Annotated in this window: 23 protein-coding genes; 14 read left to right on the top strand and 9 right to left on the bottom strand. The window is 56.5% G+C overall.

Translation table 11 applies throughout. From position 1 onward, the window contains the following. The first annotated feature begins 5 nt into the window (after positions 1-5). The 5 genes from APU02_RS21955 (at position 6) to rimL (ending at position 5849) form a co-directional block, all read left to right on the top strand. Complete coding sequence (locus tag APU02_RS21955) at positions 6-1349, top strand: VOC family protein (protein WP_042283188.1); 1344 nt, start codon at positions 6-8, stop codon at positions 1347-1349. A gap of 45 nt (positions 1350-1394) precedes the next feature. After that, positions 1395-2903, top strand: coding sequence for a carboxylesterase/lipase family protein (locus tag APU02_RS21950; RefSeq protein WP_060571451.1), 1509 nt, complete (start codon positions 1395-1397; stop codon positions 2901-2903). Positions 2904-3123: 220 nt separating this feature from the next. Then, positions 3124-4779 (top strand): glucan biosynthesis protein, encoded by a 1656-nt coding sequence (locus APU02_RS21945; protein ID WP_060571234.1) that lies wholly within the window; start codon positions 3124-3126, stop codon positions 4777-4779. 161 nt (positions 4780-4940) lie between these two features. Further along, positions 4941-5171: a YdcH family protein gene (locus tag APU02_RS21940; RefSeq protein WP_042283183.1), complete on the top strand. Its 231-nt coding sequence runs from the start codon at positions 4941-4943 to the stop codon at positions 5169-5171. 132 nt (positions 5172-5303) lie between these two features. Then, entirely contained in the window at positions 5304-5849 is a 546-nt protein-coding gene (rimL, locus tag APU02_RS21935; protein WP_060571233.1) for a 50S ribosomal protein L7/L12-serine acetyltransferase, read from the top strand. Here rimL and ydcK read toward each other — a convergent pair. Next, entirely contained in the window at positions 5841-6821 is a 981-nt protein-coding gene (gene ydcK / locus APU02_RS21930) for a YdcK family protein (RefSeq protein ID WP_060571232.1), read from the bottom strand. The genes rimL and ydcK overlap by 9 nt on opposite strands. Positions 6822-6933: 112 nt before the next feature. On the opposite strand from ydcK, the gene tehA reads away from it, so the two are divergent. From tehA to APU02_RS21915, 3 genes are all read left to right on the top strand, one after another. After that, positions 6934-7938 (top strand): dicarboxylate transporter/tellurite-resistance protein TehA, encoded by a 1005-nt coding sequence (tehA, locus tag APU02_RS21925; RefSeq protein ID WP_060571231.1) that lies wholly within the window; start codon positions 6934-6936, stop codon positions 7936-7938. Next, positions 7935-8531 (top strand): tellurite resistance methyltransferase TehB, encoded by a 597-nt coding sequence (tehB, locus tag APU02_RS21920; protein WP_042283172.1) that lies wholly within the window; start codon positions 7935-7937, stop codon positions 8529-8531. Before tehA ends, tehB begins: the two co-directional genes overlap by 4 nt. 143 nt (positions 8532-8674) lie before the next feature. Further along, the gene (locus tag APU02_RS21915; RefSeq protein WP_042283170.1) at positions 8675-9343 is read left to right on the top strand and encodes a DUF3313 domain-containing protein; all 669 of its coding nucleotides are present in this window, start codon (positions 8675-8677) and stop codon (positions 9341-9343) included. A gap of 38 nt (positions 9344-9381) precedes the next feature. On the opposite strand, the gene APU02_RS21910 is transcribed toward APU02_RS21915, so the two are convergent. Beyond that, complete coding sequence (locus APU02_RS21910; protein WP_060571230.1) at positions 9382-10275, bottom strand: DMT family transporter; 894 nt, start codon at positions 10273-10275, stop codon at positions 9382-9384. Positions 10276-10447: 172 nt separating this feature from the next. Between APU02_RS21910 and APU02_RS21905 the strand changes: the two genes are divergently transcribed. Further along, positions 10448-11323 (top strand): helix-turn-helix domain-containing protein, encoded by an 876-nt coding sequence (locus tag APU02_RS21905; RefSeq protein ID WP_060571229.1) that lies wholly within the window; start codon positions 10448-10450, stop codon positions 11321-11323. Here APU02_RS21905 and APU02_RS21900 read toward each other — a convergent pair. Further along, complete coding sequence (locus tag APU02_RS21900; protein WP_060571228.1) at positions 11300-12466, bottom strand: benzoate/H(+) symporter BenE family transporter; 1167 nt, start codon at positions 12464-12466, stop codon at positions 11300-11302. The two genes, APU02_RS21905 and APU02_RS21900, sit on opposite strands and share 24 nt — an antisense overlap. 93 nt (positions 12467-12559) lie before the next feature. Between APU02_RS21900 and APU02_RS21895 the strand changes: the two genes are divergently transcribed. Together APU02_RS21895 and APU02_RS21890 are read left to right on the top strand one after the other, a co-directional pair. Next, positions 12560-13096, top strand: a complete 537-nt coding sequence (locus APU02_RS21895) for an XRE family transcriptional regulator (RefSeq protein WP_060571227.1) — start codon at positions 12560-12562, stop codon at positions 13094-13096. 78 nt (positions 13097-13174) lie between these two features. After that, positions 13175-15136, top strand: a complete 1962-nt coding sequence (locus APU02_RS21890) for a U32 family peptidase (protein ID WP_060571226.1) — start codon at positions 13175-13177, stop codon at positions 15134-15136. A gap of 104 nt (positions 15137-15240) precedes the next feature. Here the strand turns inward: APU02_RS21890 and APU02_RS25520 are convergent, their stop codons facing one another. Genes APU02_RS25520 through APU02_RS21880 form a run of 3 tightly spaced genes read right to left on the bottom strand, consistent with a single transcriptional unit; the run spans position 15241 to position 17779 of the window. Next, entirely contained in the window at positions 15241-15369 is a 129-nt protein-coding gene (locus APU02_RS25520) for a DUF2474 domain-containing protein (protein WP_001164804.1), read from the bottom strand. Further along, positions 15369-16379 carry a cytochrome d ubiquinol oxidase subunit II gene (gene cydB / locus APU02_RS21885; protein WP_042283154.1) on the bottom strand — a complete coding sequence of 337 codons (1011 nt, stop codon included), beginning with the start codon at positions 16377-16379 and terminating at the stop codon, positions 15369-15371. The genes APU02_RS25520 and cydB overlap by 1 nt, the downstream gene beginning before the upstream one ends. After that, the gene (locus tag APU02_RS21880; protein WP_060571225.1) at positions 16379-17779 is read right to left on the bottom strand and encodes a cytochrome ubiquinol oxidase subunit I; all 1401 of its coding nucleotides are present in this window, start codon (positions 17777-17779) and stop codon (positions 16379-16381) included. Before APU02_RS21880 ends, cydB begins: the two co-directional genes overlap by 1 nt. Positions 17780-17947: 168 nt before the next feature. Between APU02_RS21880 and APU02_RS21875 the strand changes: the two genes are divergently transcribed. Together APU02_RS21875 and patD are read left to right on the top strand one after the other, a co-directional pair. Next, positions 17948-19357 (top strand): PLP-dependent aminotransferase family protein, encoded by a 1410-nt coding sequence (locus tag APU02_RS21875; RefSeq protein ID WP_060571224.1) that lies wholly within the window; start codon positions 17948-17950, stop codon positions 19355-19357. A 309-nt stretch (positions 19358-19666) separates the two neighbouring features. Further along, on the top strand, positions 19667-21094 hold the full coding sequence (gene patD, locus APU02_RS21870) for an aminobutyraldehyde dehydrogenase (RefSeq protein WP_042283146.1): 1428 nt from the start codon (positions 19667-19669) through the stop codon (positions 21092-21094). A 101-nt stretch (positions 21095-21195) separates the two neighbouring features. On the opposite strand, the gene yncL is transcribed toward patD, so the two are convergent. Further along, a complete protein-coding gene (gene yncL / locus APU02_RS25515) occupies positions 21196-21291 on the bottom strand; it encodes a stress response membrane protein YncL (RefSeq protein ID WP_072014929.1) in 96 nt (31 codons plus the stop codon). 191 nt (positions 21292-21482) lie between these two features. Between yncL and ortT the strand changes: the two genes are divergently transcribed. Further along, complete coding sequence (gene ortT, locus APU02_RS21865) at positions 21483-21656, top strand: orphan toxin OrtT (protein WP_042283144.1); 174 nt, start codon at positions 21483-21485, stop codon at positions 21654-21656. A 39-nt stretch (positions 21657-21695) separates the two neighbouring features. On the opposite strand, the gene APU02_RS21860 is transcribed toward ortT, so the two are convergent. Beyond that, a complete protein-coding gene (locus APU02_RS21860) occupies positions 21696-23849 on the bottom strand; it encodes a virulence factor SrfC family protein (RefSeq protein WP_060571223.1) in 2154 nt (717 codons plus the stop codon). Then, positions 23846-26827 carry a virulence factor SrfB gene (locus APU02_RS21855; protein ID WP_060571450.1) on the bottom strand — a complete coding sequence of 994 codons (2982 nt, stop codon included), beginning with the start codon at positions 26825-26827 and terminating at the stop codon, positions 23846-23848. The genes APU02_RS21860 and APU02_RS21855 overlap by 4 nt, the downstream gene beginning before the upstream one ends. Between the last annotated feature and the right edge of the window lies 1 nt (position 26828).

Genomic DNA, 26828 nt, shown 5'->3' with positions numbered 1-26828 from the left:
ACATTATGGCGAACAGCATCACGGCAGATGAGATTCGGGAACATTTTTCGCAAGCAATGTCAGCGATGTACCAGCAGGAAGTTCCGCAGTACGGCACGCTGCTCGAACTGGTCGCTGATGTCAATCTGGCGGTACTGGAAAATAACCCCACCTTGCACGAAAAACTGGCTAACGCCGACGAACTGGCCCGCCTGAACGTAGAACGGCACGGGGCGATACGCGTCGGGACGGCAGAGGAACTTTCCACGCTACGGCGCATGTTTGCGATCATGGGCATGTTTCCGGTCAGCTATTACGATCTTTCTCAGGCTGGCGTACCGGTGCATTCGACGGCGTTCCGGCCCGTCGATGACGCCTCGTTATCGCGAAACCCATTTCGGGTCTTTACTTCGCTGCTTCGCCTGGAGCTGATTGAAAATGCGGCGTTACGTCAGCGCGCGGCGGAAATCCTCGCCCAACGTGATATTTTTACGCCGCGTTGCCGGGAACTGCTTGATGTCTGGGACAAGCAAAACGGTTTCGACGCGGCACAGGCACAAGAGTTCGTCGAGGAAGCGCTGGAAACGTTCCGCTGGCACCGTCATGCTACCGTGGACGCGCAAACCTATCTGGCGCTGCATAATGAGCACCGGCTGATTGCCGACGTGGTCTGTTTTCCTGGCTGCCATATTAATCATCTCACGCCGCGCACGCTGGATATTGACCGTGTACAGGCGATGATGCCGGAATGCGGTATCGAACCCAAGATACTGATTGAAGGCCCGCCGCGTCGCGACGTGCCGATCCTGCTGCGCCAGACCAGCTTTAAAGCGCTGGAAGAACCCGTGTTGTTTGCTGGCGAAAAGCAGGGCACACATACCGCGCGCTTTGGCGAAATTGAGCAGCGTGGGGTGGCGCTGACCGTCAAAGGACGGCAGCTTTATGACGCGCTGCTCCAGCGCGCCGGGACCGGGAAAGACAATTTGACGCATCAATTGCATTTGCAGGAGGTGTTTAAAGCATTTCCCGACAGCGAATTCCTGTTGCGCCAGCAAGGGCTGGCCTGGTTCCGCTATCGACTGACGCCGACGGGCGAAGCGCATCGTCATGCCATTCACCCTGGTGACGACCCGCAGCCCCACATTGAACGCGGTTGGGTGGCGGCGCAGCCCATTACCTACGAAGATTTTTTACCGGTCAGCGCAGCGGGCATTTTCCAGTCAAACCTGGGAAATGAAACCCAGGCGCGCCGTCATGGTAATGCCAGCCGCGACGCGTTTGAGCAGGCGCTGGGATGCCCGGTGTTGGACGAGTTTACGCTGTACCAGGAGGCGGAGGAGCGCAGTAAACGGCGTTGCGGCCTGCTTTAATCAAGGTATGCTGTAGGAATTTGCAATTACCGGGTAAACATGGACATGGTAAATCCCACTATTCCGCTGGCCGATACCGTACAGGGAAAACTGATCGGTGTCGTTGACAAAGACATTCATATCTGGCGCGGTATTCCCTATGCCGCGCCGCCGGTCGGCGAACGGCGCTGGCGCGCGCCGCAGCCGGTCACCCCCTGGTCCGGTACGCGTCAGGCTGATACGTTTTCCCGTGCCAGCTGGCAGGACATCGAATACTGTAAAGCGCTGGGCGGCGGCGATCCGGGCGCGTTCTCTGAAGACTGTCTTTACCTAAACGTCTGGTCTCCTGCCGGGCGGCGCGCACCGCTGCCAGTGATGGTCTGGCTTCATGGCGGCGGCTATACCCTGGGCGCTGCAAGCCTTCCACCGTATGACGGCCTTGCGCTGGCGAAGCGCGAGGTTGTGGTCGTCACCGTCAATTACCGTCTGGGTCACCTGGGCTTTTTCGCCCATCCGGCGCTGGAAGGGGAAAGCGATGAGTGCGTGAATAATTTTGCGCTGCTCGATCAAATCGCCGCGCTGCGTTGGGTACAGGAAAATATCGCTGCGTTTGGCGGCGATCCGCAGAACGTGACGCTGTTTGGTGAATCCGCAGGCGCGCGCAGCGTACTTTCCCTTTTGGCGTCGCCTAAGGGCAACGGCCTGTTTCACAAAGCGATTGTGCAGAGCGGTTACACCTTACCGGATACGCCGCGCGAGATTGCCCTTGAAAACGGTATTGCGCTGGCGGGGCACTTCGGATTGCAAAACGCGACGGCTGAACAGCTGCGTGCGATTCCGGCAGAGGCTTTCTGGCCGCTCGGCGCGCCGTACAAAATCGCCCCGACGCCGATCTCTGGCGACGCCGTGTTGCCCGAACCGATGCTGGATGTCTTTTTTGCGGCGAAGCAGCATCCGGTCCCGCTGATGATCGGTTCCAACAGTGACGAAGCGAGTGTGATGGCCGTTTTCGGCGTCGATCTGGCTGAACAAATCCAGAAACTGCGCCGTGAGCGCAGGCTGGGTCTCGGCCTGATTAAATTGCTCTATCCCGGCGTGAAAGGGGACGAAGAGTTGGGGCGTCAGGTGTGTCGCGACATGGCCTTTACCGCGCTCGGCTATGTGGTGATGCAGGCGCAGCAGCGGGTAGGAGAACCCTGCTGGCGCTACTGGTTCGATTATGTGGCGGAAGCCGAGCACGATACCTACGCCAACGGCGCGTGGCATGGCAACGAGGTGCCTTATGTGTTTGATACCCTCACGCTCGCCGAGCCTGCGCGAGACTACGTGAATGAAAACGATCTGGCCTTCGCCGCGCAGGTCGCCGACTACTGGGTCAACTTTGCCCGTCACGCCAGCCGTACCTGCGATACGCTTCACGGCCCGGTACGCTGGCCTGCCTGTATCAAAGGACGCGACCGGCTGCTGCGAATCGGCCTGAACAAGCGAGCGGGTTTCAAGGTTGAAAACCGGTTTATGCGCGCGCGTCTGGCGCTGTTTAAGCGAGTCATGACCCAACACGTCAGTCTCGACTAGCTTTGCAAAAGTTGAAGGTCGCGAGAAGCAAGTTTACATGGGAATCAGTCAGTTCCGATCGACAGAAAATATTTTACGTTTTGCTCAGATAATCAGCGGCCAACAATTGGATTATTAATGAAATTTGTCTAGAGTGAGCGGTCAGAATTATGCTTCCTCTTGCCGCTGTCGAGCGCCAGCGCGGGACCATTCACGAGACCAGAAGGACTGATTTTCAGGTATGAATCGCAGACGATTTATTAAAGGTTCAATGGCAATGGCCGCCGTGTGCGGTACCGGCGGTATTGCTTCACTCTTTACCCGCGCCGCATACGCGGCCGAATCAGATATCGCCGACGGGCAAACTGTGCGGTTTGATTATTCGGTGCTGCAATCCATGGCCCACGATCTCGCGCAGAAACCGTGGGGCGGCGCGCCACGCGCGTTGCCGGACACCCTGGCGAATCTGACGCCTCAGGCTTACAACAGCATTCAGTATGACGCCGCCCGGTCGCTGTGGAATAACGTCGAGGGCCGCCAACTGGATGCTCAGTTCTTCCACGTGGGGATGGGCTTCCGTCGCCGGGTGCGCATGTTCTCTGTCGACGCCGCCACGCATATGGCGCGTGAAATCCACTTCCGCCCGGAGCTGTTCAAATATAACGACGCGGGCGTGGACACTAAACAGCTTGAGGGCCAAACCGACCTCGGTTTTGCCGGTTTCCGCGTATTCAAAGCGCCCGAACTGGCGCGACGTGACGTCGTGTCATTCCTTGGCGCCAGCTATTTCCGCGCGGTGGACGATACCTATCAGTACGGCCTGTCTGCCCGTGGTCTGGCGATTGACACCTACACCGACACGAAAGAGGAGTTCCCGGACTTTACCGCTTTCTGGTTCGATACAGTGAAGCCGGGGGCCACCACGTTTACCGTGTATGCGCTGTTAGACAGCCCAAGCATTACCGGCGCCTATAAATTCGTGATCCACTGTGAGAAGAGCCAGGTGATCATGGACGTGGAAAATCGCCTGTACGCCCGCAAGGACATCAAACAACTGGGTATTGCGCCGATGACCAGCATGTTCAGCTGCGGCAATAACGAACGCCGCATGTGCGATACCATTCATCCGCAGATCCACGACTCTGACCGACTGGCGATGTGGCGCGGCAACGGCGAATGGATCTGTCGCCCGCTGAACAACCCGCAAAAATTGCAGTTTAACGCCTATACCGACAACAACCCGAAAGGCTTCGGTCTGCTGCAGCTGGATCGGGACTTTAGCCACTATCAGGACATTATGGGCTGGTACAACAAGCGTCCGAGCCTGTGGGTGGAGCCCCGTAACCAGTGGGGCAAGGGCACCATCGGGCTGATGGAGATCCCGACCACGGGCGAAACGCTGGATAACGTGGTCTGTTTCTGGCAGCCGGAAAAATCGATCAAGGCGGGAGATGAACTGACGTACAAATACCGACTGTACTGGAGCGCGCAGCCGCCGGTTCGTTCGCCGCTGGCGCGCGTGATGGCTACCCGTACCGGTATGGGCGGATTTCCGGAAGGCTGGGCGCCGGGCGAGCATTATCCGGAAAAATGGGCGCGTCGTTTTGCCATTGATTTCGTTGGCGGCGATCTGAAAGCTGCGGCGCCTAAAGGCATTGAGCCGGTGATTACGCTTTCCAGCGGCGAAGCGAAGCAGATTGAAATTCTCTACGTTGAACCGTTCGACGGCTACCGCATCCAGTTTGACTGGTATCCTACCTCTGATTCGACCGAACCGGTGGATATGCGCATGTTCCTGCGTTGCCAGGGCGAGGCGATTAGCGAAACCTGGCTGTATCAGTATTTTCCTCCCGCGCCGGACAAGCGTCGCTATGTCGATGATCGCGTGATGCGTTGATCCTCGCGACGCCCTTTGCAAGGCAAGGGGCGTCAGCGTTTCCCCGAAATATCTGTACAAGAACTAAACACGATCCCGTTCGCATTTTTCCCTGAGTCAAATGAGTAAGCTGAAGATGTGTATTTCTTATACACGCGTTTGTTCACTAACAGGGAGAGCGTATGTTTCCAGAATACAGAGATCTGATTTCCCGACTGAAAACCGAGAACCCTCGCTTTCTGTCTCTTTTCGAAAAGCACAATAACCTTGATCACGAAATAGCCAGGCTGGAAGGCGCCGATGGTCGGGGATACAATCTCGAAGTCGTTCGCCTTAAAAAACAGAAACTCCAGCTAAAGGACGATATGCTCAAAATCTTACAGAAAGAGAGTGCTAACGAGAGCCAGGTATAACCGCTCCCGTTCTCTGAAAAGGGCTTCCCACGCATCGGGAGGCCCTTCTTGTTTTGGCTAAGTGTTTGCATTACCGCTGAAAAATCTGCTAAACAGAATGCTGGGCGGCGGTACGGCAAAACAGGAGTCAATATGACAGAAACAATCAACGCGGGCGAGAACCTGCAACTGCAGGCGGTTGCGGAGCATCATATTGCGCCACTGCATCAGCTGGTACGCAAAAACAGCGCCTGGCTGCAGCAGTCGCTGAACTGGCCTGCGTCAGTGCGCGGGGAAGAAGACACGCGTAAAAGCGTGCAGGGGAATATCCTGTTGCATCAACGCGGCTATGCGAAAATGTACATGATTATGGCCGGCGATGAACTGGTGGGCGTGCTGTCGTTTAATCAGATTGAGCCATTAAATAAGGCGGCATATATCGGTTACTGGCTGGATGAGTCGCATCAGGGAAAAGGCACGATGTCACGCGCGCTTCAGGCGCTAATGTGCCACTACGCTGAGCGCGGCGAGGTGAGGCGCTTTGTGATTAAATGTCGGGTGGCCAATCACGCCAGTAATCAGGTTGCCCGGCGCAACGGCTTTGAACTGGAAGGCTGTCTGAAACAGGCTGAATACCTGAACGGCCGCTATGACGACGTGAACCTTTATGCCCGTATTATCAGCGCGTCATCAGACTGAGCCAACCAGCGGGGTGCGGGTGATATACTGCTCGCCGTGGTAGACTTTGGGGCCACGCAGATGAATGGCCTCATCGCCTGAAGCCTCGATAACGGTTGAACCGCCAATATCCACGTGATTTTCGATCACTACTTCGCCGTTAATACGCGCATCGCCCTCAACCAGCACGTGATCGTCAAGTAATATCGGGCCGCCGCACAGTCGCGCCTTTCCGCCCACCATCACGTGATGTTTGAGCACGCAGTTGCCTTTTACCGTCGCCTGTTCGGCAACCTGCGAACTGTAGCGTAGAGTGGGGATCGCGTCTTCCTCGAAACCCGCGATGACGCGCGCGTGGCCGTATACTTTGGCGCAATCACACAACCAGACGTTATTTTCAGCGTTGCCTTCAACAAGCGCGAAATCAAACACTTCGGCCCGGTGTTCGATAAACGCATGGGTGACAATGGCGTCCCCATAGATTTGCGCCTGATGTACAATCTGCGAATGAGCGACCGTGGCACGATCGTAAATCTGTAAACGTTGATCGCATTCGGTCGTCATTCCCCGCGCGGCAAAAATTTCTGACTGGTGCAGAATGCGTGCATCGCCGGACAACCGACACTCACCGCGTACGGTGGACGCCTGAACAGTGACGTTGTCACTTATTTCAGCGCCGTGACTTATCTCCGCGTGGTCTATCCAGACATTATCGCCAATACGTGCGCCGTCGCGAATGACGCAGGGTTGGGTGATGCGGGCGTTTCCGCTGATTTTAGCGCCAGAAAAAACCAGCGAATTTTCATCATAGATCCAGCACGTGCCTTCCTGAGACAATGCGCTTTCGTGATCGAGCCAGCCGCCGACATCGCCGGCTTTGACATCGTTGAAGTCAATCAGGGCGATAATCTGGCGCAAAAGGACATGCTGTTTCCGATCGTTTTCCTGATAGCTGAAGGCGCGCGGGGTCTCATCAAGGCGGTATTTTTGCATACAAGGTATCCGTGGTTTCGCTCACTATAACCGTAGCAAATTTTACGCCGCTGGCTAAACGCAGAGAAATTACATAAAATGCATTTCAAATATACTTTATAAATTAAACAAAATGCGTAAAGAAAAAGCAGGTGATTGTGTTCTGAATTTGCCCGCCGGCTATTTTGGCATGGTGCTGGGGACTATTGGGATGGGCTTTGCCTGGCGCTATGCCAGTCATATTTGGGCCGTCAGCCACTGGATTGGCGACGCGCTGGTGATCCTGGCGATGGTGATATGGGGACTGCTGACGCTGGCATTTATGACCCGGCTGGTGCGTTTTCCGCACAGCGTGATTGCGGAAATTCGCCATCCGGTCATGAGCAGTTTTGTCAGCCTGTTTCCGGCGACCACAATGCTGGTCGCTATCGGGTTTGTTCCCTGGAGCCGGCCGCTGGCGGTGGCGCTGTTCAGCATAGGCGTGGTGATCCAACTGGCCTATGCCGCCTGGCAAACGGCGGGGCTGTGGCGCGGCGCACATCCACAGGAGGCCACCACGCCGGGGTTGTATCTGCCGACCGTCGCCAATAATTTTATCAGCGCGATGGCCTGCGGCGCGCTGGGCTATACCGATGCCGGACTGGTCTTTCTGGGCGCGGGGGTCTTTTCGTGGCTCAGCCTTGAGCCGGTGATCCTGCAGCGCCTGCGTAGCGCCGGAGAACTCCCCACCGTACTGCGGACATCTCTTGGCATTCAACTGGCGCCCGCGCTGGTGGCCTGTAGCGCCTGGCTTAGCGTTAACGGCGGCGAAAGCGATACGCTGGCGAAGATGCTGTTTGGCTATGGCCTGCTTCAGTTGCTTTTTATGCTGCGGCTGATGCCGTGGTATTTGTCACAACCCTTTAATGCCTCCTTCTGGAGTTTCTCGTTCGGCGTGTCAGCGCTGGCCACGACAGGGCTGCATCTCGGTCATGCCAGCGAGTCCGGTTTTTTCCACAGCCTCGCCGTGCCTTTATTCATCTTTACGAATGTTATTATTGCATTATTGCTGGTCCGTACGTTCGCGTTACTGGTGGAAGGTAAACTGCTTATCCGCACTGAACGTTCGGCGCTGTTAAAAACTGAGGATAAAAAATGACCCTTCGCGACGAACATTACTTTACTGAAAAATATGATTTAACCCGCACCCATTCTGAAGTGCTGGATGCTGTCAGGGTGGTTAAGCCGGGTAAAACGTTGGATTTGGGCTGCGGCAATGGCCGTAATAGTCTGTATCTGGCGGCGAACGGTTTTGATGTGACCGCATGGGATAAAAACCCGATGAGCATCAAGAATGTTGAGCGTATTAAAGCGGCCGAAGGGCTGGAGAATCTGCAAACCAACGTGGTGGATCTTAATGCTCTACGTTTTGACGGCGAGTACGATTTTATCCTCTCGACCGTAGTATTGATGTTCCTTGAGGCCAACACGATCCCGGGGCTCATCGCTAACATGCAGCGTTGTACTAAGCCGGGAGGGTATAACCTGATCGTCGCGGCGATGGATACGGCGGACTATCCCTGCACCGTTGGTTTTCCGTTTGCCTTCAGGGAAGGGGAACTGCGCGACTACTACGCAGGTTGGGAGCAGCTGAAATACAATGAAGATGTCGGTGAGCTACATCGTACCGATGCGAACGGCAACCGGATTAAGCTGCGTTTTGCCACCCTGTTAGCCCGCAAAATGGCGTGATGCCGGAAGGACGGGTACGCCATTTATTTCTGGACAAAAAAGGGTCGGTAAAGTGTGGTTTGCTTACCATTTTTAATGCAACATAAATGATTTCCCTTTGCTATTATTGCGCATGCATATGTGCACATTTAAGGGATCGTTTCATGCGTACTCGTACTTTTTTCAGCGTTGCTATGCTTGCAGGGTTACTTACCTTATCCGGTTGTGCGTCAAAAATCACACAACCGGAAAAATATTCTGGCTTTTTAAAGGATTACTCCAGCCTCGAGGAAACGACATCGGCATCAGGACAGCCGGTGCTGCGTTGGGTTGATCCTGACTATAATGCCGCCAATTACGACAGCGTTGTCTGGACGCCCATCACGTATTACCCGGTACCCAAGCCGAACACGCAGGTCGGTCAGAAGGTCCTTGACGAGTTGTTGAATTACACCAACACCAAAATGAAAGGCGCCATTGCGCAGCGTAAACCGCTGGTGACCACGCCTGGCCCGCGTAGCCTGATCTTCCGTGGCGCCATTACCGGTGTTGACGCCAGCAAAGAAGGGTTGCAGTTCTATGAAGTGGTGCCGGTTGCGCTGCTGGTTGCCGGAACGCAAATGGCGACGGGACACCGTACCATGGACACCCATCTCTACTTTGAAGGCGAGTTAATCGACGCGGCGACCAACAAGCCTGTTATTAAAGTGGTTCGCCAGGGCGAAGGGAAAGATCTGAACAACGAAAGTACGCCGATGGCGTTTGAAACGCTTAAGCAGGTCGTGGATAACATGGCCACCGACGCCACCATGTTTGAAGTTCGCCAGAAATAACGCCTTTCTTCTCGCGCCATCGCCCGATGGCGCTGTGACTACGCCAGCCGCCGACGCAAAAGCGCTGGCGGTTTTGCGAACATCACCAGATTGCCCAGTAAGATCAGCGCCAGCCCCACGACCGCATTCATCTGCCAGACATAGCCTTCGTAGAAAGTGGAGATCGACAGCGCGACCAGCGGAAACAGCAGCGTACTGTAAGCGGCGTTGCCGGGGCCGATACGCCCGACCAGGGTGAAATAAGCGCCAAAAGCAATCACCGAACCAAAAACCGCCAGATACAGCAGGGCGCCCAGGTAACTGACGGTCCACTGCGGCATAAAACTGTCGCCGCGCAGCAGGGCGATGATGGCAATCAAAAGCGTGCCGTACAGCATTGCCCAACTGTTCGTGGTCATGATTTCCAGCCCGTTCTTTTGATGTCGCAGGCTGATCATATTACCGAGTGAAAAGCCGAAGGTCCCCAATGCGCTAAGTCCAATTCCCCAGAGCAGTTCCTGGCTAAAGCCGCTGCCGACCAGATCCTGCCAGAACAGCGTCACGATCCCCGTCAGCCCCAGCGCGGCAGCGGCAAAGAAGCGAGCTGGCGGCTTTTGTGCGAAGAAAATAAAGCTGTTCACCGCGTTAAACAGCACCGCCATAGAGAAAATCACCGATTCCAGCCCCGTGTTGATCCACGCGGCGGCGGTATAAAAACACCAGAAGTTAAAACAAAAGACACACGCGCCCTGCAACAGACAGAACCGATGGTCGCGGGGCGTCAGTTTGCGCAGTTTGCCCCGTACCAGAAGAATGACCATCATCAGCGCCGTCGCCACGGCAAAACGCCAGAAGATAGACACCGGGGCGGCCACGGGGCCCTGTTGCAGATAAATGGCGATCCACGTCGTGCCCCAAATCATTACCACCAGACAGTACAACAATGCATTCATCACGTTTTACCTCTTATCAAACGATGACTCACTGTCACAAAATTGCCGGGAATGCGCTTTCATCCCCTTGCGCCACACTTGCAAAATCTTGCGCTTTTTTCCTTTGAGGGCATGGTAAGCGCGGCAACCTGCGATAGACTGAGGATCTGCTAAATGTTGTCGATATGGTGATATGTCCCGGTCCTACGATGCGTTTGAAAACCTGCGCAAACATAATGCTGTGCTGCATGAGTCAGTCGCGCTGCATTCTGGCGTCCAGCTGGCGGCCTGGTCGAACAAGCGCGATACCATTACGCAATATTGCGATCATCACACCCTCAGTCTGTACATTGAGGATGGCTATGAGAGTTATCACAAAACGTCCAGCGGCTGGGAAAACGGCGGCGGGCCGGATCGGTTTTGTCTGATGCCAAAAGAGAGCGAATCGACGTGGGATATTCGTGACGACTTATCCTTTGTGCATCTTTACTGCACCGATGCGCACCTGCGCGAAGTGGGCGAAAAAGTGTGGGACAAGAGTCCTTACCGTTTCACTCTCGAAGAACGGTTATTTGGCAACGACCCGGGTATCACCGCCGTCTATCGCCAGTTTTTTCTCGGTAACGACTGGCAGCAGCCCGCCAATCACCTGACGCTGAGCGCGGCCTCGTCGCTGTTGATGACTCACTTGATCCAGCACTACAGCAATGTCCAGTGGCGCTTGCCTACCGTAACCGGCGGACTGGCGCCCGTGACGCTGCGCAACGTGCTGGCGTACATCGATGCCCATCTGGCGGAACCGCTGACACTTGCCGACTTAGCCCGCGAGGCGGCGCTCAGCGAATTTCATTTCGCCCGCATGTTTCGCCAGTCGATGAAAATGGCGCCGCATCAATATGTGATGCAGCGACGCATGGCGCTGGCGAAGCAACTGGTGTGTCACACCCGTCAACCGTTAACCGACATTGCGCTGGCCTGCGGGTTCAGCTCTCCGAGCCATTTCAGCAACCGCGTTAAGCAGGTGACGGGGAAAACACCCTCGCAGCTACGCGCGGCGGGAGAAGGTTAACGTGGCGAAGCAGACACCACCCGCCATCAGCCCCCAGAATGCCGAGCCGATACCCCACAGCGTCACACCGCTGGCGGTGACCAGGAACGTGACGATAGCCGCATCGCGTTCCGCGTCATGGTTCAGCGCCTGATACAGACTGCCGGAGAGGGTGCTTAACAGCGCTAATCCTGCCAGCATCTGCACGCCGCTCACCGGTAGCGCCGCCATTATGCCGGTAACCGAACTGCCGAAAATCCCCGCCAGAAGATAAAACACCCCGGCTGACGCTGCCGCCAGCCAGCGCTTTGACGCATCCGGGTGCGCATCCGGACTTTGACAGATTGCCGCTGTGATGGCGGCAATGCAGATGGAATACACGCCAAATGGCGATAACAGCAATGCCAGCAGGCCCGTCACCACGATCAGCGGTGAAACAGGCACGTCATAGCCGCTGGCCTTCATTGTCGCCACCCCAGGCGCATTCTGTGACGCCATTGTGACCAGAAATAGCGGTACCGCCACGCCTAACGCGTGCGCCAGAGAAAACGAAGGCGCAATAAACGTCGGTATAACCGGAGCGACGCTCAACGTACGGGTCACCACTTCGCCCTCAAGCCATGCCACCAGTGCGCCCGTGAACAGTGCGGCAATGACGGCATAGCGCGGAGCAACTCGCTTTAACGCCAGCCAGGCCAGCAACATACTGCCGCACAGCATCAAATGGCCCTCCAGATTGGTGAAGGCCTGCAAACCAAAACGCAGCAGAATGCCAGCCAGCATCGCGGCGGCGAGCGAGTGGGGGATAATCCTCATCATGCGCGCAAACAGACCTGTCATTCCGCAGATGACAATCAGCGCGTTGGCGACGATAAACACGCCAACCGCTTCCGTCAGCGTTACCCCCTGCAAGCCCGTGACCAACAGCGCCGCGCCAGGTGTAGACCATGCCGTCAATACCGGAGCGCGATACCACAGTGACAGGCCCAGCGTACTGACGCCCATTGCGATGCCGAGCGCGGTCATCCAGCCAGCGATCTGTTCGGCGCTGGCGCCTGCGGCCACGGCGGCCTGCCAGATAATAGCAGCCGAGCTGGCATAGCCGATGAGGACCGCCACAAACCCTGACAGAAGCGTCGGTAGCGGAAGCGAGAAAGCGCGCATAGCAACCTCTTGTGCGTTATAACGGTCGCTTGAATCTACCATTTGAGCGTTATAGCGCACAAGTGGTAAACTGCTGTTTTTGGGAGGAGGCGTATGGACAATCTCACACAGTATCTGGCGAGCACGCTGAAAACGTTGCGCACCCAGCGCGGCTGGAGCCTGTCGCGCCTGGCGGACGCGACAGGGGTGTCGAAAGCCATGCTTGGGCAGATCGAACGGAACGAATCCAGCCCGACCGTGGCGACCCTGTGGAAGATCGCCACCGGGCTGAATGTCCCGTTTTCTACATTTATTTCACCGCCGGAATCGACGCCTTTGCCGACGTTTGATCCTCAGCAGCAGGAAATGGTGGTGACGCCGCTGTTTCCGTGGGATCCGGAACTTTGCTTCGACCATTTTTCCATTCTTCTGGCGCCCAGCGCGCTCAGCGAATCCACGCCGCACGAGTCGGGGGTAATTGAGCACGTCGTTGTGATCTATGGCGAGCTGGAGATGTGTATTAACGCGCAGTGGCGGACGATCAAAACCGGAGAAGGTGTTCGTTTCGCCGGTGATCACGCCCATGCCTATCGCAACACCAGCGCGCACACTGTCCATTTTCATTCGCTGATTCATTACCCGCGCAGTTAAGCGGGAAAACTATTTCGCAATGCCGCGCTTCTGACTACAATAGCCGCCATTTTGCTGCTACTGGATAAAAACAACGCTATGCGCCAGCACCCACATCGCCTTGAATTGTTAAGCCCGGCACGTGACACCGCCATCGCCCGCGAAGCCATTTTACACGGCGCGGACGCCGTTTATATTGGCGGTCCCGGTTTCGGCGCGCGTCATAACGCCAGCAACAGCCTGAAAGATATCGCCGAACTGGTGCCGTTTGCCCATCGCTTTGGCGCGAAAATCTTTGTTACGCTGAACACCATTCTTCATGACGATGAGCTGGAGCCCGCCCAGCGCCTGATTACCGATCTTTACCAGACCGGCGTCGACGCGCTGATTGTTCAGGATATGGGAATTCTTGAACTTGACATTCCGCCGATTGAACTGCATGCCAGCACGCAATGCGACATCCGTAGCGTCGAAAAAGCGAAATTTTTGGCTGACGTCGGTTTCACCCAGATTGTGCTGGCGCGCGAGCTGAGCCTTGCGCAAATTCAGGCGATTCATCAGGCGACCGATGCCACTCTCGAATTTTTCGTGCATGGCGCGCTCTGCGTCGCATATTCCGGCCAGTGTTATATTTCTCACGCCCAGACCGGACGTAGCGCCAACCGCGGCGACTGCTCCCAGGCGTGCCGTTTACCGTACACCCTGAAGGACGATCAGGGCCGGGTTGTGTCTTACGAGAAACATCTGCTGTCGATGAAAGACAACGATCAAACCGCTAACCTCGGCGCGTTAATTGATGCAGGTGTACGCTCCTTCAAAATTGAAGGGCGTTATAAGGACATGAGTTACGTAAAAAATATCACCGCCCACTATCGGCAAATGCTGGATGCGATCATTGAAGAGCGCAGCGATCTGGCGCGCGCGTCTTCCGGTCGCACCGAGCATTTCTTTATCCCGTCCACGGATAAAACGTTCCATCGCGGCAGCACCGATTACTTTGTCAATGCGCGCAAAGGCGATATTGGCGCCTTTGACTCACCAAAATTCATCGGCTTACCCGTTGGTGAAGTGCTGAAAGTGGCGAAAGATCACCTTGATGTTGAAGCCAGTGAACCACTGGCGAACGGCGATGGCCTGAACGTACTGATCAAACGTGAGGTGGTTGGTTTTCGTGCCAATACTGTTGAAAAAATCGGGGAAAACAGTTATCGCGTCTGGCCGAACGAGATGCCTGCCGACCTGCACAAAGTGCGCCCGCGACATCCATTGAACCGTAATCTCGATCACAACTGGCAGCAGGCGTTAACCAAAACCTCCAGCGAGCGGCGGGTAGCGGTGGATATCGAACTCGGCGGCTGGCAGGAACAGCTGATCCTGACGTTAACCAGCGAGGAAGGGGTAAGCGTGACGCACACGCTGGACGGTCAGTTTGACGACGCCAACAACGCTGAAAAAGCGCTGAGTAACCTCAAGGATGGGCTGGCGAAGCTGGGGCAGACGCTCTACTACGCGCGTGACATTCAGGTTAACCTACCCGGTGCGCTGTTTGTGCCAAACGGGCTGCTCAACGCGTTCCGTCGGGAAGCCATTGAGATGCTGGATAAGGCGCGACTTGCTCGCTACAAACGCGGCGTGCGCAAACCGGTCTCAGATCCCGCGCCGGTCTACCCGCAGACGCATCTGAGTTTTCTGGCAAACGTCTATAACCAGAAGGCGCGTGAGTTCTACCATCGTTATGGCGTACAGTTGATCGACGCGGCGTATGAAGCGCATCAAGAAAAGGGCGATGTGCCTGTGATGATCACCAAGCATTGCCTACGTTTTGCCTTTAATCTGTGTCCGAAACAGGCGAAAGGTAACATCAAAAGCTGGAAAGCGACGCCAATGCAACTGGTCAACGGTGATGAGGTGCTGACGCTGAAATTTGACTGTCGCCCGTGTGAAATGCACGTTATCGGCAAGATTAAAAATCACATTCTTAAAATGCCGCTGCCGGGCAGCGTGGTGGGTTCCGTCAGTCCGGAAGATCTGATGAAAACGCTGCCGAAGCGTAAACCTTAATCCTTTGCGACATCAGCCCGGTGGCGTTTACCGGGCCTTTGTGTCGGTATTTATTTCCGCCGGTTAACGCCTGGCCCAAAGCCGATATCCGGCGAGGTGTCCGCTTAATGCGCTTTAAACCCCGCCGCGGTCATGAGCAGGCGAAAAAACATGCCCACCGCCGCCAGCGCCAGCACGCTGCCGCCCCAAAGGATGACCAGCCACATCAGGCGTTTCCAGAGAGAATGTTGCATCAGTGATACCCCTCGCCATGTTGCACTTTGCCGCGAAACACATAGTAACTCCAGAAGGTGTACACCAAAATCACCGGAATGATGAGCAGCGCACCGACCAGCATAAACCCCTGACTCTGGGCGGGGGCGGCTGCCTGCCAGAGGGTAACCGAAGGCGGAATAATGTGCGGCCAGATACTGATGCCCAGGCCGCTGAAACCAAGGAAGATTAGCCCGAGCGTCAGCACAAACGGGAACGTGTGGTTTTCCGGACGACCCAGTGTGCGCCATAACCAGACGCTGAACGCGATCACCAGCACCGGAACCGGCAGCAGATAGCCCAGGTTGGGAAGCGTAAACCAACGGTCGGCGATCGCCGGATGCGCTAACGGTGTCCAGAGGCTGATTATCGCGATTGACAACAGCAGGGCCAGCAGCAGTTTTTTCGCGACGCTGCGCATTTTATCCTGCAGCGGATTTTCGCTTTTCATCACCAGCCAGGTTGCGCCTAAGAGCGCATAGGCAACGACCAGTCCGACGCCACAGAACAGAGTGAAGGGGGTTAACCAGTCGAACGGCCCGCCGCTGTAGCGGCGACCGGTCACCGGGAAACCGTTGATCACTGCGCCAACCACGATCCCCTGGGCGAAGGTAGCCAGAATCGACCCGCCGAGAAAAGCATGGTCCCAAAATGGGCGGTGGGCTGGCGTGGCCTTGAAGCGAAACTCGAAGGCCACGCCGCGAAAAATCAGTCCGATCAGCATCAGCGTCAACGGAATGGTCAGCGCATCGATAATAACCGCATAGGCCAGCGGGAAAGCCCCAAACAGCCCCGCGCCGCCCAGCACCAGCCAGGTTTCATTACCGTCCCACACCGGCGCGACGCTATTGACCATCACATCACGATCCTCTGCGTCTCGTGTGACAGGAAACAGAATGCCAATACCCAAATCGAATCCATCCATCACGATATACATTAGCGTGGCGAAGACGATGATCACAAACCAGATAACCGATAAATCAATACCCATTAGCGATGTGCCTCATGTTGAGAATCGAGGACGGCGGCGGAAAGCGGCCTGGCGGGTGTGCCCGGCGGCGGCGCGGAATCATCTTCCAGCGGCCCTTTGCGGATCAGGCGAATCATATAGCTGTAGCCGACGCCAAAGACTGAGCTGTAGACAACAAAGAAAGCGAGCAACGAAATGCTCATATGTAAATCGCCGTGGGCCGACACCGCGTCGGCAGTACGCTGTAAACCGTACACCACCCACGGCTGGCGTCCGACCTCAGTGGTCACCCAGCCCGCGAGAATGGCGATGAGCCCCGAGGGTCCCATCCATAGCGCAAAGCGCAGGAACGGGCGCGAGGTGTAGAGGCGCTGCCTGTAGCGCAGCCAGAGCGCAGAGAGCCCCAACAGGATCATTAACATGCCCAGGCCGGCCATGATGCGAAACGACCAGAACACGATCGTCGAGTGAGGGCGATCCTCTTTGGCGAATTCTTTTAGCGCCGGAACCTGTTTATCCAGACTGTGCGTCAGGATCAGGCTTCCCAGCGCCGGGATCGCCAGTCCATAGCGGGTGCGTTCCTGTTCCATATGCGGCCAGCCAAACAGCAGCAGCGGCGTCGGCTCACCCGGCGGGTTTTCCCAGTGACCTTCAATCGCGGCGATTTTGGCTGGCTGATGTTTCAGGGTGTTCAGCCCATGCATATCGCCGATTAACGCCTGCACCGGTGCGACAATAAGCGTCATCCACAACGCCATGGAAAACATCGTGCGAATGGCTGGCGTTGTGTTGCCGCGCAGCAGATGCCAGGCTGCCGATGCGCCGACAAACAGCGCGCTACTGAGAAATGCGGCGACGGACATATGCAGCAGGCGGTAAGGGAACGAAGGATTGAAGATAACGGCGAACCAGTCCACGGGCACAACCTGGCCGTTGACGATCTCAAACCCCTGCGGCGTTTGCATCCAACTGTTAGACGCCAGGATCCAGAAGGTGGAAATGAGGGTGCCAAGCGCCACCATGCAGGTTGAGAAGAAATGCAAACCCGGACCGACTTTATTCCAGCCAAACAGCATCACCCCGAGGAATCCGGCTTCAAGGAAGAAAGCGGTCAGCACCTCATAGGTAAGCAACGGCCCGGTAATACTGCCTGCGAATTCCGAAAAACCGCTCCAGTTGGTGCCGAACTGATAGGCCATCACCAGACCGGAAACCACGCCCATGCCGAAATTGACGGCGAATATTTTTGACCAGAAGTGGTACAACGAGCGCCAGACCGGATTTTTGCTTTTTAGCCAAAGGCCTTCCAGCACCGCCAGATAACTGGCAAGCCCAATGGTGATCGCCGGAAAGATAATGTGAAAAGAAACCGTAAAGGCGAACTGGATCCTTGCCAGGTGAAACGCATCAAGACCAAACATGCCTGACTCCTCACTAAAAATTGATTCAGCGCAATTCTAGACGTGTGAATCAATGAGGGGCAGAAACAGAACAGGCATATTTAACCATAACAGTTTTCAAATCGTTGTGAATTTTATTCACTGTTATACACTGCGAGGCTCACCTGCATTGACCGACGAGAAACCAGAATGAAAAAATACCAGCGTCTGGCTGAACAACTTTGCGAACAGATCGCCTCTGGCGTCTGGCAACCCGGCGATCGTCTGCCGTCTCTGCGCGAACAGGTCGCCAGCAGCGGCATGAGCTTCATGACCGTCGGACATGCTTACCAACTGCTGGAAAGTCAGGGGCGAATTATTGCGCGTCCGCAGTCCGGCTATTACGTCGCGCCACGCCCGATTCTCCAGCCGACCGTGCAGCCAGCCCAGGTGATGCGTGACGAGGCTGTCGACATCAATACCTCTATTTTTGAGATGTTACAGGCCAGCCGTGATGCCTCGGTCATGCCGTTCGCCTCGGCGTTTCCCGATCCGCGCCTGTTTCCGCTCCAGCAACTTAACCGCTCGCTGGCGCAGGTGAGCAAAACCGCGACCGCCATGAGCGTGCTCGAAAATCTGCCGCCTGGCAACGCAGAGCTGCGTCATGCCATCGCCCGTCGCTATGCCCAGCAGGGCATAACCGTCTCGCCGGATGACATTGTCATCACCGCCGGTGCGTTAGAAGCGCTTAATCTGAGCTTACAGGCGGTCACCGAGCCCGGCGACTGGGTGATTGTGGAAAACCCCTGTTTCTATGGCGCGCTGCAAGCGCTGGAGCGATTACGGCTTAAAGCGCTGTCAGTGGCGACCGACGTGAAAGAGGGGATCGATCTCGCGGCGCTGGAACAGGCGTTACAGGATTATCCGGTAAAAGCATGTTGGTTGATGACCAACAGTCAGAACCCGCTTGGCTTTACACTTAGTCCGGCGAAAAAAGCGCGGCTAGTCGCGCTCCTTGACAAGCATAATGTGATGCTGATTGAAGATGACGTGTACAGCGAACTCTACTTTGGCCGCGAAAAACCGTTACCCGCCAAAGCCTGGGATCGCAGCGACCGGATCCTGCACTGTTCTTCATTCTCGAAGTGTCTGGTTCCGGGCTTTCGCATTGGCTGGGTGGCTGCCGGCAAGCACGCCCGCACTATTCAGCGCCTTCAATTAATGAGCACGCTGTCGACCAGTTCGCCCATGCAGCTGGCGCTGGTCGATTACCTGTCTACCCGTCGCTATGACGCCCATCTTAGACGCTTGCGCCGTCAGCTTGCTGAGCGCAAACAACAGGCCTGGCAATCGCTGCTGCGTCACCTGCCTGCCGACGTGAAGATCCATCATAACAACAGCGGCTATTTTCTCTGGCTCGAACTGCCGGAATCAATGGATGCAGGAGACCTGACCGCGCAGGCGCTGGCGCACCAAATCAGTATTGCTCCCGGGAAAATGTTTTCCACCTCGGACACCTGGAAACGTTTTTTCCGCTTCAACACCGCCTGGCAGTGGGGGGAAAGAGAGGAGAGCGCCGTTAAACAACTCGGTCAGCTTATTCGCGAACAGCTGAAATAGCGCGTAGTAATTTGTAAAACAGGTTCTGATTATCCATGAGCCTGCTTTTGCCTGTCATTCATAGGAAATATCAATACCCGTCAATTTTCCTTTTGCTCGCTAACGTCTTGTCTATATTAGGGAAGAGAGACTCTTTACCCTTGTCCGCGACGTAATGCGCGTTACGTCACATCCTGGTCAAATTTCTTCTCTCCGGGCGGTGGGCTTTCTGTGCGCCGACTATTCTCTGGAAAGAACAACATTCCGCGGTACGACTGTCGTGACAGTGTCGCCGGAAACGGTAAATAAACAATGACATGGGAAAATGCTATGCAACATCTCTTACTGATTAACGGCGAGCTGGTCTGCGGTGAAGGCGAGAGGCAGCCCGTCTATAATCCGGCGACGGGCAAGGTGCTTCTGGAAATAGCCGAAGCCTCTCCTGCGCAGGTTGACGCCGCCGTTCGCGCAGCCGACAGGGCGTTCAGCGAATGGGGACAAACGACGCCTAAAACGCGCAGTGAACGGTTGCTGGCGCTGGCTGACGCGATAGAGCAGAACGCGCAGGTCTTTGCCGAACTGGAATCCCGCAACTGTGGGAAACCGCTGCATTGCGCGCTCAATGATGAGATCCCGGCGATTGTCGATGTGTTCCGTTTCTTTGCCGGCGCCGCTCGTTGTCTCAACGGTATGGCTGCCGGGGAATATCTGGAAGGACACACCTCTATGATCCGGCGCGATCCGGTGGGTGTCGTCGCCTCAATTGCGCCGTGGAACTATCCTCTGATGATGGCCGCGTGGAAACTGGCGCCTGCGCTGGCAGCCGGTAACTGCGTGGTGATAAAACCCTCCGAAATCACGCCGCTGACCGCGCTGAAACTTGCCGAACTGGCCAAAGATATCTTCCCGGCGGGCGTGCTGAATGTGCTGTTTGGTCGTGGTAAAACGGTTGGCGATCTGCTGACCGGGCATAAAAAAGTGCGCATGGTGTCGTTAACCGGTTCGATTGCCACCGGCGAACACATTATCCGTCATACCGCGCCCGCCATTAAGCGTACACACATGGAACTGGGCGGCAAAGCGCCGGTTATCGTGTTTGATGATGCCGACATTGACGCCGTGGTCGAGGGCGTGCGTACATTCGGCTTTTATAACGCCGGACAAGACTGTACCGCCGCCTGCCGAATCTATGCGCAAAAGGGGATCTATGACGCGCTGGTGGAAAAACTTGGGGCGGCGGTTGCCAGCCTGAAAACGGGGGCGCCGGAGGAAGACTCTACTGAACTGGGGCCACTGAGTTCACTGGCGCACCTTGAGCGGGTCGCAAAAGCGGTCGAACGGGCTAAAGCGCTTGGACACATTAAGGTGGTTACCGGTGGACAGAAGGTGGACGGTCCCGGCTATTATTTTGCGCCGACGCTGCTGGCGGGGGCAAAACAGGAGGACGAAATCGTGCAGCGGGAAGTCTTCGGCCCGGTAGTGAGCGTGACGCCGTTTGACGACGAGGAACAGGTGCTGACGTGGGCCAACGACTCGGAGTACGGTCTGGCCTCGTCGGTGTGGACACAGGATGTTGGGCGCGCGCACCGGGTCAGCGCCAGGCTCCAGTATGGCTGTACGTGGGTAAACACCCATTTTATGCTCGTCAGCGAAATGCCGCACGGTGGGCAGAAAATGTCAGGTTATGGGAAAGACATGTCGCTGTATGGGCTGGAAGATTACACTGTTATTCGTCACGTCATGGTTAAACATTCATAGCCTTTATGATCAGTGCGGGATCGAACGGGGCGGGAAAAGATCGTACGTTGCAGGCAGAGAGAAAAATCTCTCTGCCAGTCTGCGCCGCAGGGATGTAGAAATTAAATAAACCAACCAAATCTCAATGAGATAAGCGTTACCAGTCCGACGGCAGCAAAAAGATTGATCACTACGACAGTTCTGCTTGAGACATTCATTTAGGCCACCCTGAGTTATTACCCCTTTGTGTATAGTTCGGGATCGCAAATTGCGCAATAGGACAACCCGGGGTTATTCATCGGCAGCGATAAAATCGGAACAGCGCCAGACCAGAGCGATAAAACTTGATGTACATCAAAAAAAAGAGCATATTGCGCGCGTTTCACTTCTCTGGCCGGATGTCCCGTCAATGTCTTTGTATCAAAAAATGCTCGTTTTTTATGCGGTAATGGCCGCGCTGACTTTTCTCATCACCTGGTTTTTATCGCACGATAAAAAACGTATCCGTTTTTTGAGCGCCTTTCTGGTGGGAGCGACCTGGCCTATGAGCTTCCCGGTCGCATTGCTGTTTTCGCTGTTTTAACACGGCTGAACAGGAGGGCGGTGATGCACCTCCTGCCTGTTATTGTCCCCCGCTCAACAGTGTGTTCAGCGCGTTTTTATCCTCTGGCGTCACTTCATGTGGATGGCTGAATCCATTGTTCTCCTGGGCGCGCGTATACAGCGCCACCAGCCAGTCATAGACGTAGCGGCTGGCGGCATGTACCGGCCGGTCGTTTAACGCTGTCAGGCGTGCCATAGGTGGACGTTTTGCCGCGCTGAAAATCGTCTCGCCTTTGGCCATTCGACTGGCAGGACGTTCGCTTTCTTCAACGTCGGCATAACCGAGCCAGGCGACAAAGTTGGCGATGTTGGCGTGCAACTGCGCGCCGCAGTTCTCGTCCTGTTGCACAATTTGCTGTAACTGCTGCGCAAGCTGCAAGCGGTAGCTGGCGGCGATCAGTATTGCGACCACCTGCCTGAGCGTGGCGGGCTTCAGACCTAAACGTGTGGCATTGCTGTCGTCGCGGCTCCACTGGCGAAGATGGTTGATCCACAATTTGTGCGCCCGGTCGCCGGTATCATTACCCTCAACCGTTTGAGGCGCGTCGTGAACCTCCGCAAAAAGATCGACAGCGTCGTTGAACAGCCCGCTAACCTGTTCTTCCCTCGGCTGGCGTATCTGGAGCAGGCTCTCAAACTGTTGCACCTCGGGAACAAGGCCATCCAGCAGATCGCCGTGATGTGCTGCCTGTTGCTGTAATTCACGGACAACCGTTTCGGCGCTGGACAGGTTGTCAGGCAGCAGGTACAGCAGTTCACGCAGATACTGCCGATGCCGGGCATGAAGCGCCTCAATGCGTGCTTGCCGCTGGGGGAACGACGTGGCGTGGGACAGCCATTCGATCAATCGTTGCAGACTGTTTTTATCCAGCGCCTGAAGGGTGCCCCAGTGCTGACCGGGATTGCCCATCAGTTGCTGGACGGTTTCATCCAGATTCTCTCCGCTTACAAAGCGCGCGTCCTGCGGGGTGATCGCCCATACCACGCCCGGTAGCGCTGTGTCGCGTAAGGGTTGGGTTTCGTGGACCCAGTTCAGTAGCCGCCTGGCGGTAGCGGGTGTTTGCGTGCGGTTAGCGGTGGCATTGCAGATAACTAACACGTCAGGCTGTCGCTGCTGACGATAGTGCTCAAGCAGCCAGCCGAGTTTAGCCTGCCATAAGGGCTGTGGAGAGGTGACGGGCGCCAGCGGAATATCCAGCAGATCGACCTCGTCAAGTACGCTGTCCTCCACGCTCAGCACCAGCTCGCGGGTCAGCAGCGCAAGGGGATCTTGCGGCAGGCTCACGGCCGCCAGCAGCGCGCCTTCCACCACGGGATGCACCACCACGTCATTTTGCGCTTCCGGTGAGGCATGGGCTTCCTGGGTGAGAAAACGCTCGGACGGTAAACCAAACTGATCGACCAGCAGGCTGAGCGGCGCAGCAACTTCGCCAGCGTTACCGGTCTGTTGCAGCACATGCGCCAGCGCCAGCCACTGCTGCGTTAGTTCCGGCTGTTCGCCCCACAGCAGCGACCAGATGCTGGCGCGGGTAGTGAGATCCACATACGGAAGCACAAGCGCGAACTGATGCCAGAGCGCATCGTCAATCTGTTGTTGAGAAGCTGGTCGGCATTGACGACAGAAGCGGGCGACGGTGGCGACTTCCGCCGCCGTAACGCCGGGGACGGGATGACGCTGGCGCAGCGACCGCCATTTTTCGAGACGCGATTCAATCATCGCTTTTTCTGCCTGGCGGCATGCTGGCTGCGCGTGGGCCATCGTAATAAAGATTTGCACCAGTTCGGCTTCGGCGAGAAGCCGCAGACGTAACGGCCATTCGTCATCGGGCGAACTGGCCTGCCGCGTAAAGCGTAGCGCCATGTTGGCGGCGGCATGGCCGGGGTTAATATGGCTGAAATAGTCGAAATAGCGGTCCGGCATCACCACATTCATCCTGCCGTTTCCACTGCTGCACAGGGCGGAAAGTAAATGGGCTTTCGCTGACTGGGAATAACCGTACAGCCCGATACAGGCGCGTGACTGACGGGCGGTCTCCAGTGCAATCTCCGTGGCGTTCGCGGCGTGAAGCTGCGTCAACAGCGCGTCTGCTTCGGCATCCAGCGTGACGGCGTAGCGGCGGGTGCGCTCTACCCAGGCAATAGCGGCCTGAGAAAGGGTTAACGTTTTGCTCATTTCAGGTACACGCTCCCGCTGTCGATCCAGTAATGACTGCCGCTGTGTCGACGGTCAGCCAGGGTATTTAATTTTAAGGTCAGGGCATCCGCCGGAACGGGTGTGCCGTCCTGTAACCAGGCGTCGCTGAGGACAAACGATTCGGGACCGTTTTCTTTGCTGCCGCCGCGCAACTGAAGCCGCACGCTCAGCACACCGTCACCGGCAATATTTTTAGCCAGTTCGGCGGAGTTGATGCTCAGCGTATAGAGCGGCGTTGCGGGCCAGCGGCTGTTCGCCAGTTGGCGGAAACCGAGCGTCACGTTACCACGCAACGGAAAGTGGACGCGGGTATCCAGCTTTTCGCCGGGTTTATCCAGATCGATATCGCGATACCAGACATTTTCGTCGCGCAGGATGTTGACGGTGTTATCCAGCACGCCGAGATAGCGTACCGTGGACCAGGCGCCGATATCGGCTGCTTTAAAGTTAAAGCGCGGCAGACGCAGATCCAGCGCCAGACTGCACAACATCGCACCGACAGCGGCAGTGGATTTCGGGTTGCCGATCCGTCCCTGCTGGTTGAACGGATACCATTCATGCACCCGATAGTTATCCATCCATACGATCCGGTTGACCGGAACAGGTTGAAGATGGCGGATCAGCGCCTGCACCGCAGGCAGACAGGCGGGCCTGCCGGTCACCAGCAGCACGTCGCAGCAATAGTGCGAAATGGCTTCGCACACCGCATGCAGCGGCGAGGTAAGGGTGAATTGCCCGGCCAGCATCGCCTCTTGCAGCTGGCTGAACTGCACCTGTAACGGCACGCTAAGCACATCGAACGCTGGCGTGCCGGGCGGCAGCGCATGGTCGACGGCCTGCTGAATGTAGTTCATGACGTTGCGGGTTGGGCGCTGAGGCAACAGCTCGCCAAAGGTGGCATGCACCCCGGCCAGCGGATCGTTGATGTCGCACTTTTCCCATGCGGAAAGCACCGCGTGCCCCAGCGGCATAAACAGCTGAAGCGCCGTTTGCTGGCGCAGCACCGCCTGGGTATCTATGCGCCCGGAATCGCCAAACAGCGTGGCGAGCAGGGCGGCGGCATCGGTGACGCCTGCCTGCTGCAGCCGGGTTTGCAGCGCCGGTAAGATGCATCTCTGAATGACATCCAGAAGCATGTCATCGCCTGCGACCTTAAATCCTTCGCGAAACAGCAGGCGCGGGGTGATTTTAACATTTGTACCGACGCCGTCGTCCAACTGATAGTGAACAATCGCCATGTCAGTGGTGCCGCCGCCAATATCAATCGAGGCAACGCGCAGCGCCCGGCCTTTGCTTTCGCCCGGCTCGGGCTGGCGGTCCGGACGCGCCATTGCGCGGAAAAAGGCTTCGCTACGTCCGGCGTAATGGGAGATTGCTTCGTTATACAGCCACACCAGTTGCCCGCAGCTGGCTTCGTCCCATTCCATCTGGATCTCAGGCACTGGCACCCGGCTTTTTTCCTGCTGTTTACGGCTGCTAAAGTCGTCGTCCTGCGGATGCCACCCCATGGCTTTCCAGACAAGGGCAATGGCTTCAAACATACGCTGGCGGAAGATCTCCCGCTCCTGCTTTGGCATTGCCGAGGGCAGAGTGAGGATCAGCGTACGCAACTGGCGCGGCGATGCGGGAAACCCCAGCCGCAGACGGGTCGCCACACTGTTGATCTGCCCCAGCGCCTGGGCGAGGATCTCGCAGAGCATATGGGTCATCAGGGTGCTGCGGCTGTACTGCGGGGAGAATACCGGCAGGCGTTCATCCTGCGGCAGCGCGTACAGCGGCTGGCCGTCGTCATTCATCAGATTCATCAGCGGAAAGGCGGTCGCGAGCGGTTCACGCTGGGTTTTGCTGTTCATCTGGCTGAAGCGCCAGTCGTGCAGTACCGGCGTTTCATCCCACAGGTAGCGGCGGGGACTGGAAATACCGCTATTGCCGTCGGTTCCGGTTCGTTGCATCGCCAGTTTACGCGCTTCGTCGCCGACCCTGACAATCGACGGCCAGATAAACGCGTCTTCGCGTCCGCTTTCGACGGAAAAATGCTGCTTGCCGAAGCGGGCTTCCGAGAACTCAAGGCGACTGGTGAACAGCGGATCGTTCAAAAACTGCGGCTCGCTCAGCGATCGCACCTGCAGTTCTGCCGTCTGGCGCAGGCCGTCGTTGGCATCGCCGTGATCCTCAATCAACACGCCGCAGGTGTGGGTATTGCCAACGTCAAGGATCAAATCGACCGGAATCGCGGGAGTGCTCAGCGTCTCTGTGACCAGCCTGACCTCTGGCACCGTTAGCTGTTCGCCGAGTAACGCCAGCAGATTCAGCCAGTGCGCCTGATATTCAAAACTGCGCAGCGCCTGATTGATGGCCTGTTCCGGACGGTTTTCCACCTGGCTGACATGATGCAAAAACACCTCGCGTAGCCAGCCATCAATCCACGTCTGATCGAGAAAATCAGCCACTTCGTCATCGCGCCAGGCCAGCGCAAAGCGGGTACCGTTCAGTACATCGTTTTCACTGGGGGCGAGCGCGGAGGGAGTCGCGTCGCTCAACTGACTGTCGAGCGCGAGCGTAACGCGGTGGGTATGACCTGCGCTGTCAGGTAAGGCGAGTTTGCGAACCTGCACGCGCGCCCAGTTATCCGGACCTTCAACAAAGGTGCGCGGCGGGTTAAAGCGCAGAAACGGCAGCGGTAGCCAGACGCCGTCCAGTACCGAAAGCGAATACTGTAGCGACTGTGTGCTTTCGGGTTTAACCACTTCTGGCTGCATTCCCGGACGCGCCGGCAGCGTGTAGCGACCGTTTACCAGATCGTAGTCCAGACGCAGCAGCGGGCCATTAGCGGTTTTCCGCACAAAACGGCCATGATGTGCCGACTCCTGCGGCGTCAGGCCGAAGTCAAGAAACTGAACGCCGCTGTTTGCGATGAGCGTGACGCTCTGTTTGTAATCACACAAATTCACCAGCATA

The sequence above is a fragment of the Citrobacter sp. 50677481 genome (genome assembly GCF_001463265.1).
In the GTDB taxonomy this organism is placed as follows: Bacteria; Pseudomonadota; Gammaproteobacteria; order Enterobacterales; family Enterobacteriaceae; genus Citrobacter_A; species Citrobacter_A sedlakii.
The sequence above is the reverse complement of the archived record's forward strand: the minus strand, read 5'-3'. Positions and strand labels throughout refer to the sequence as shown.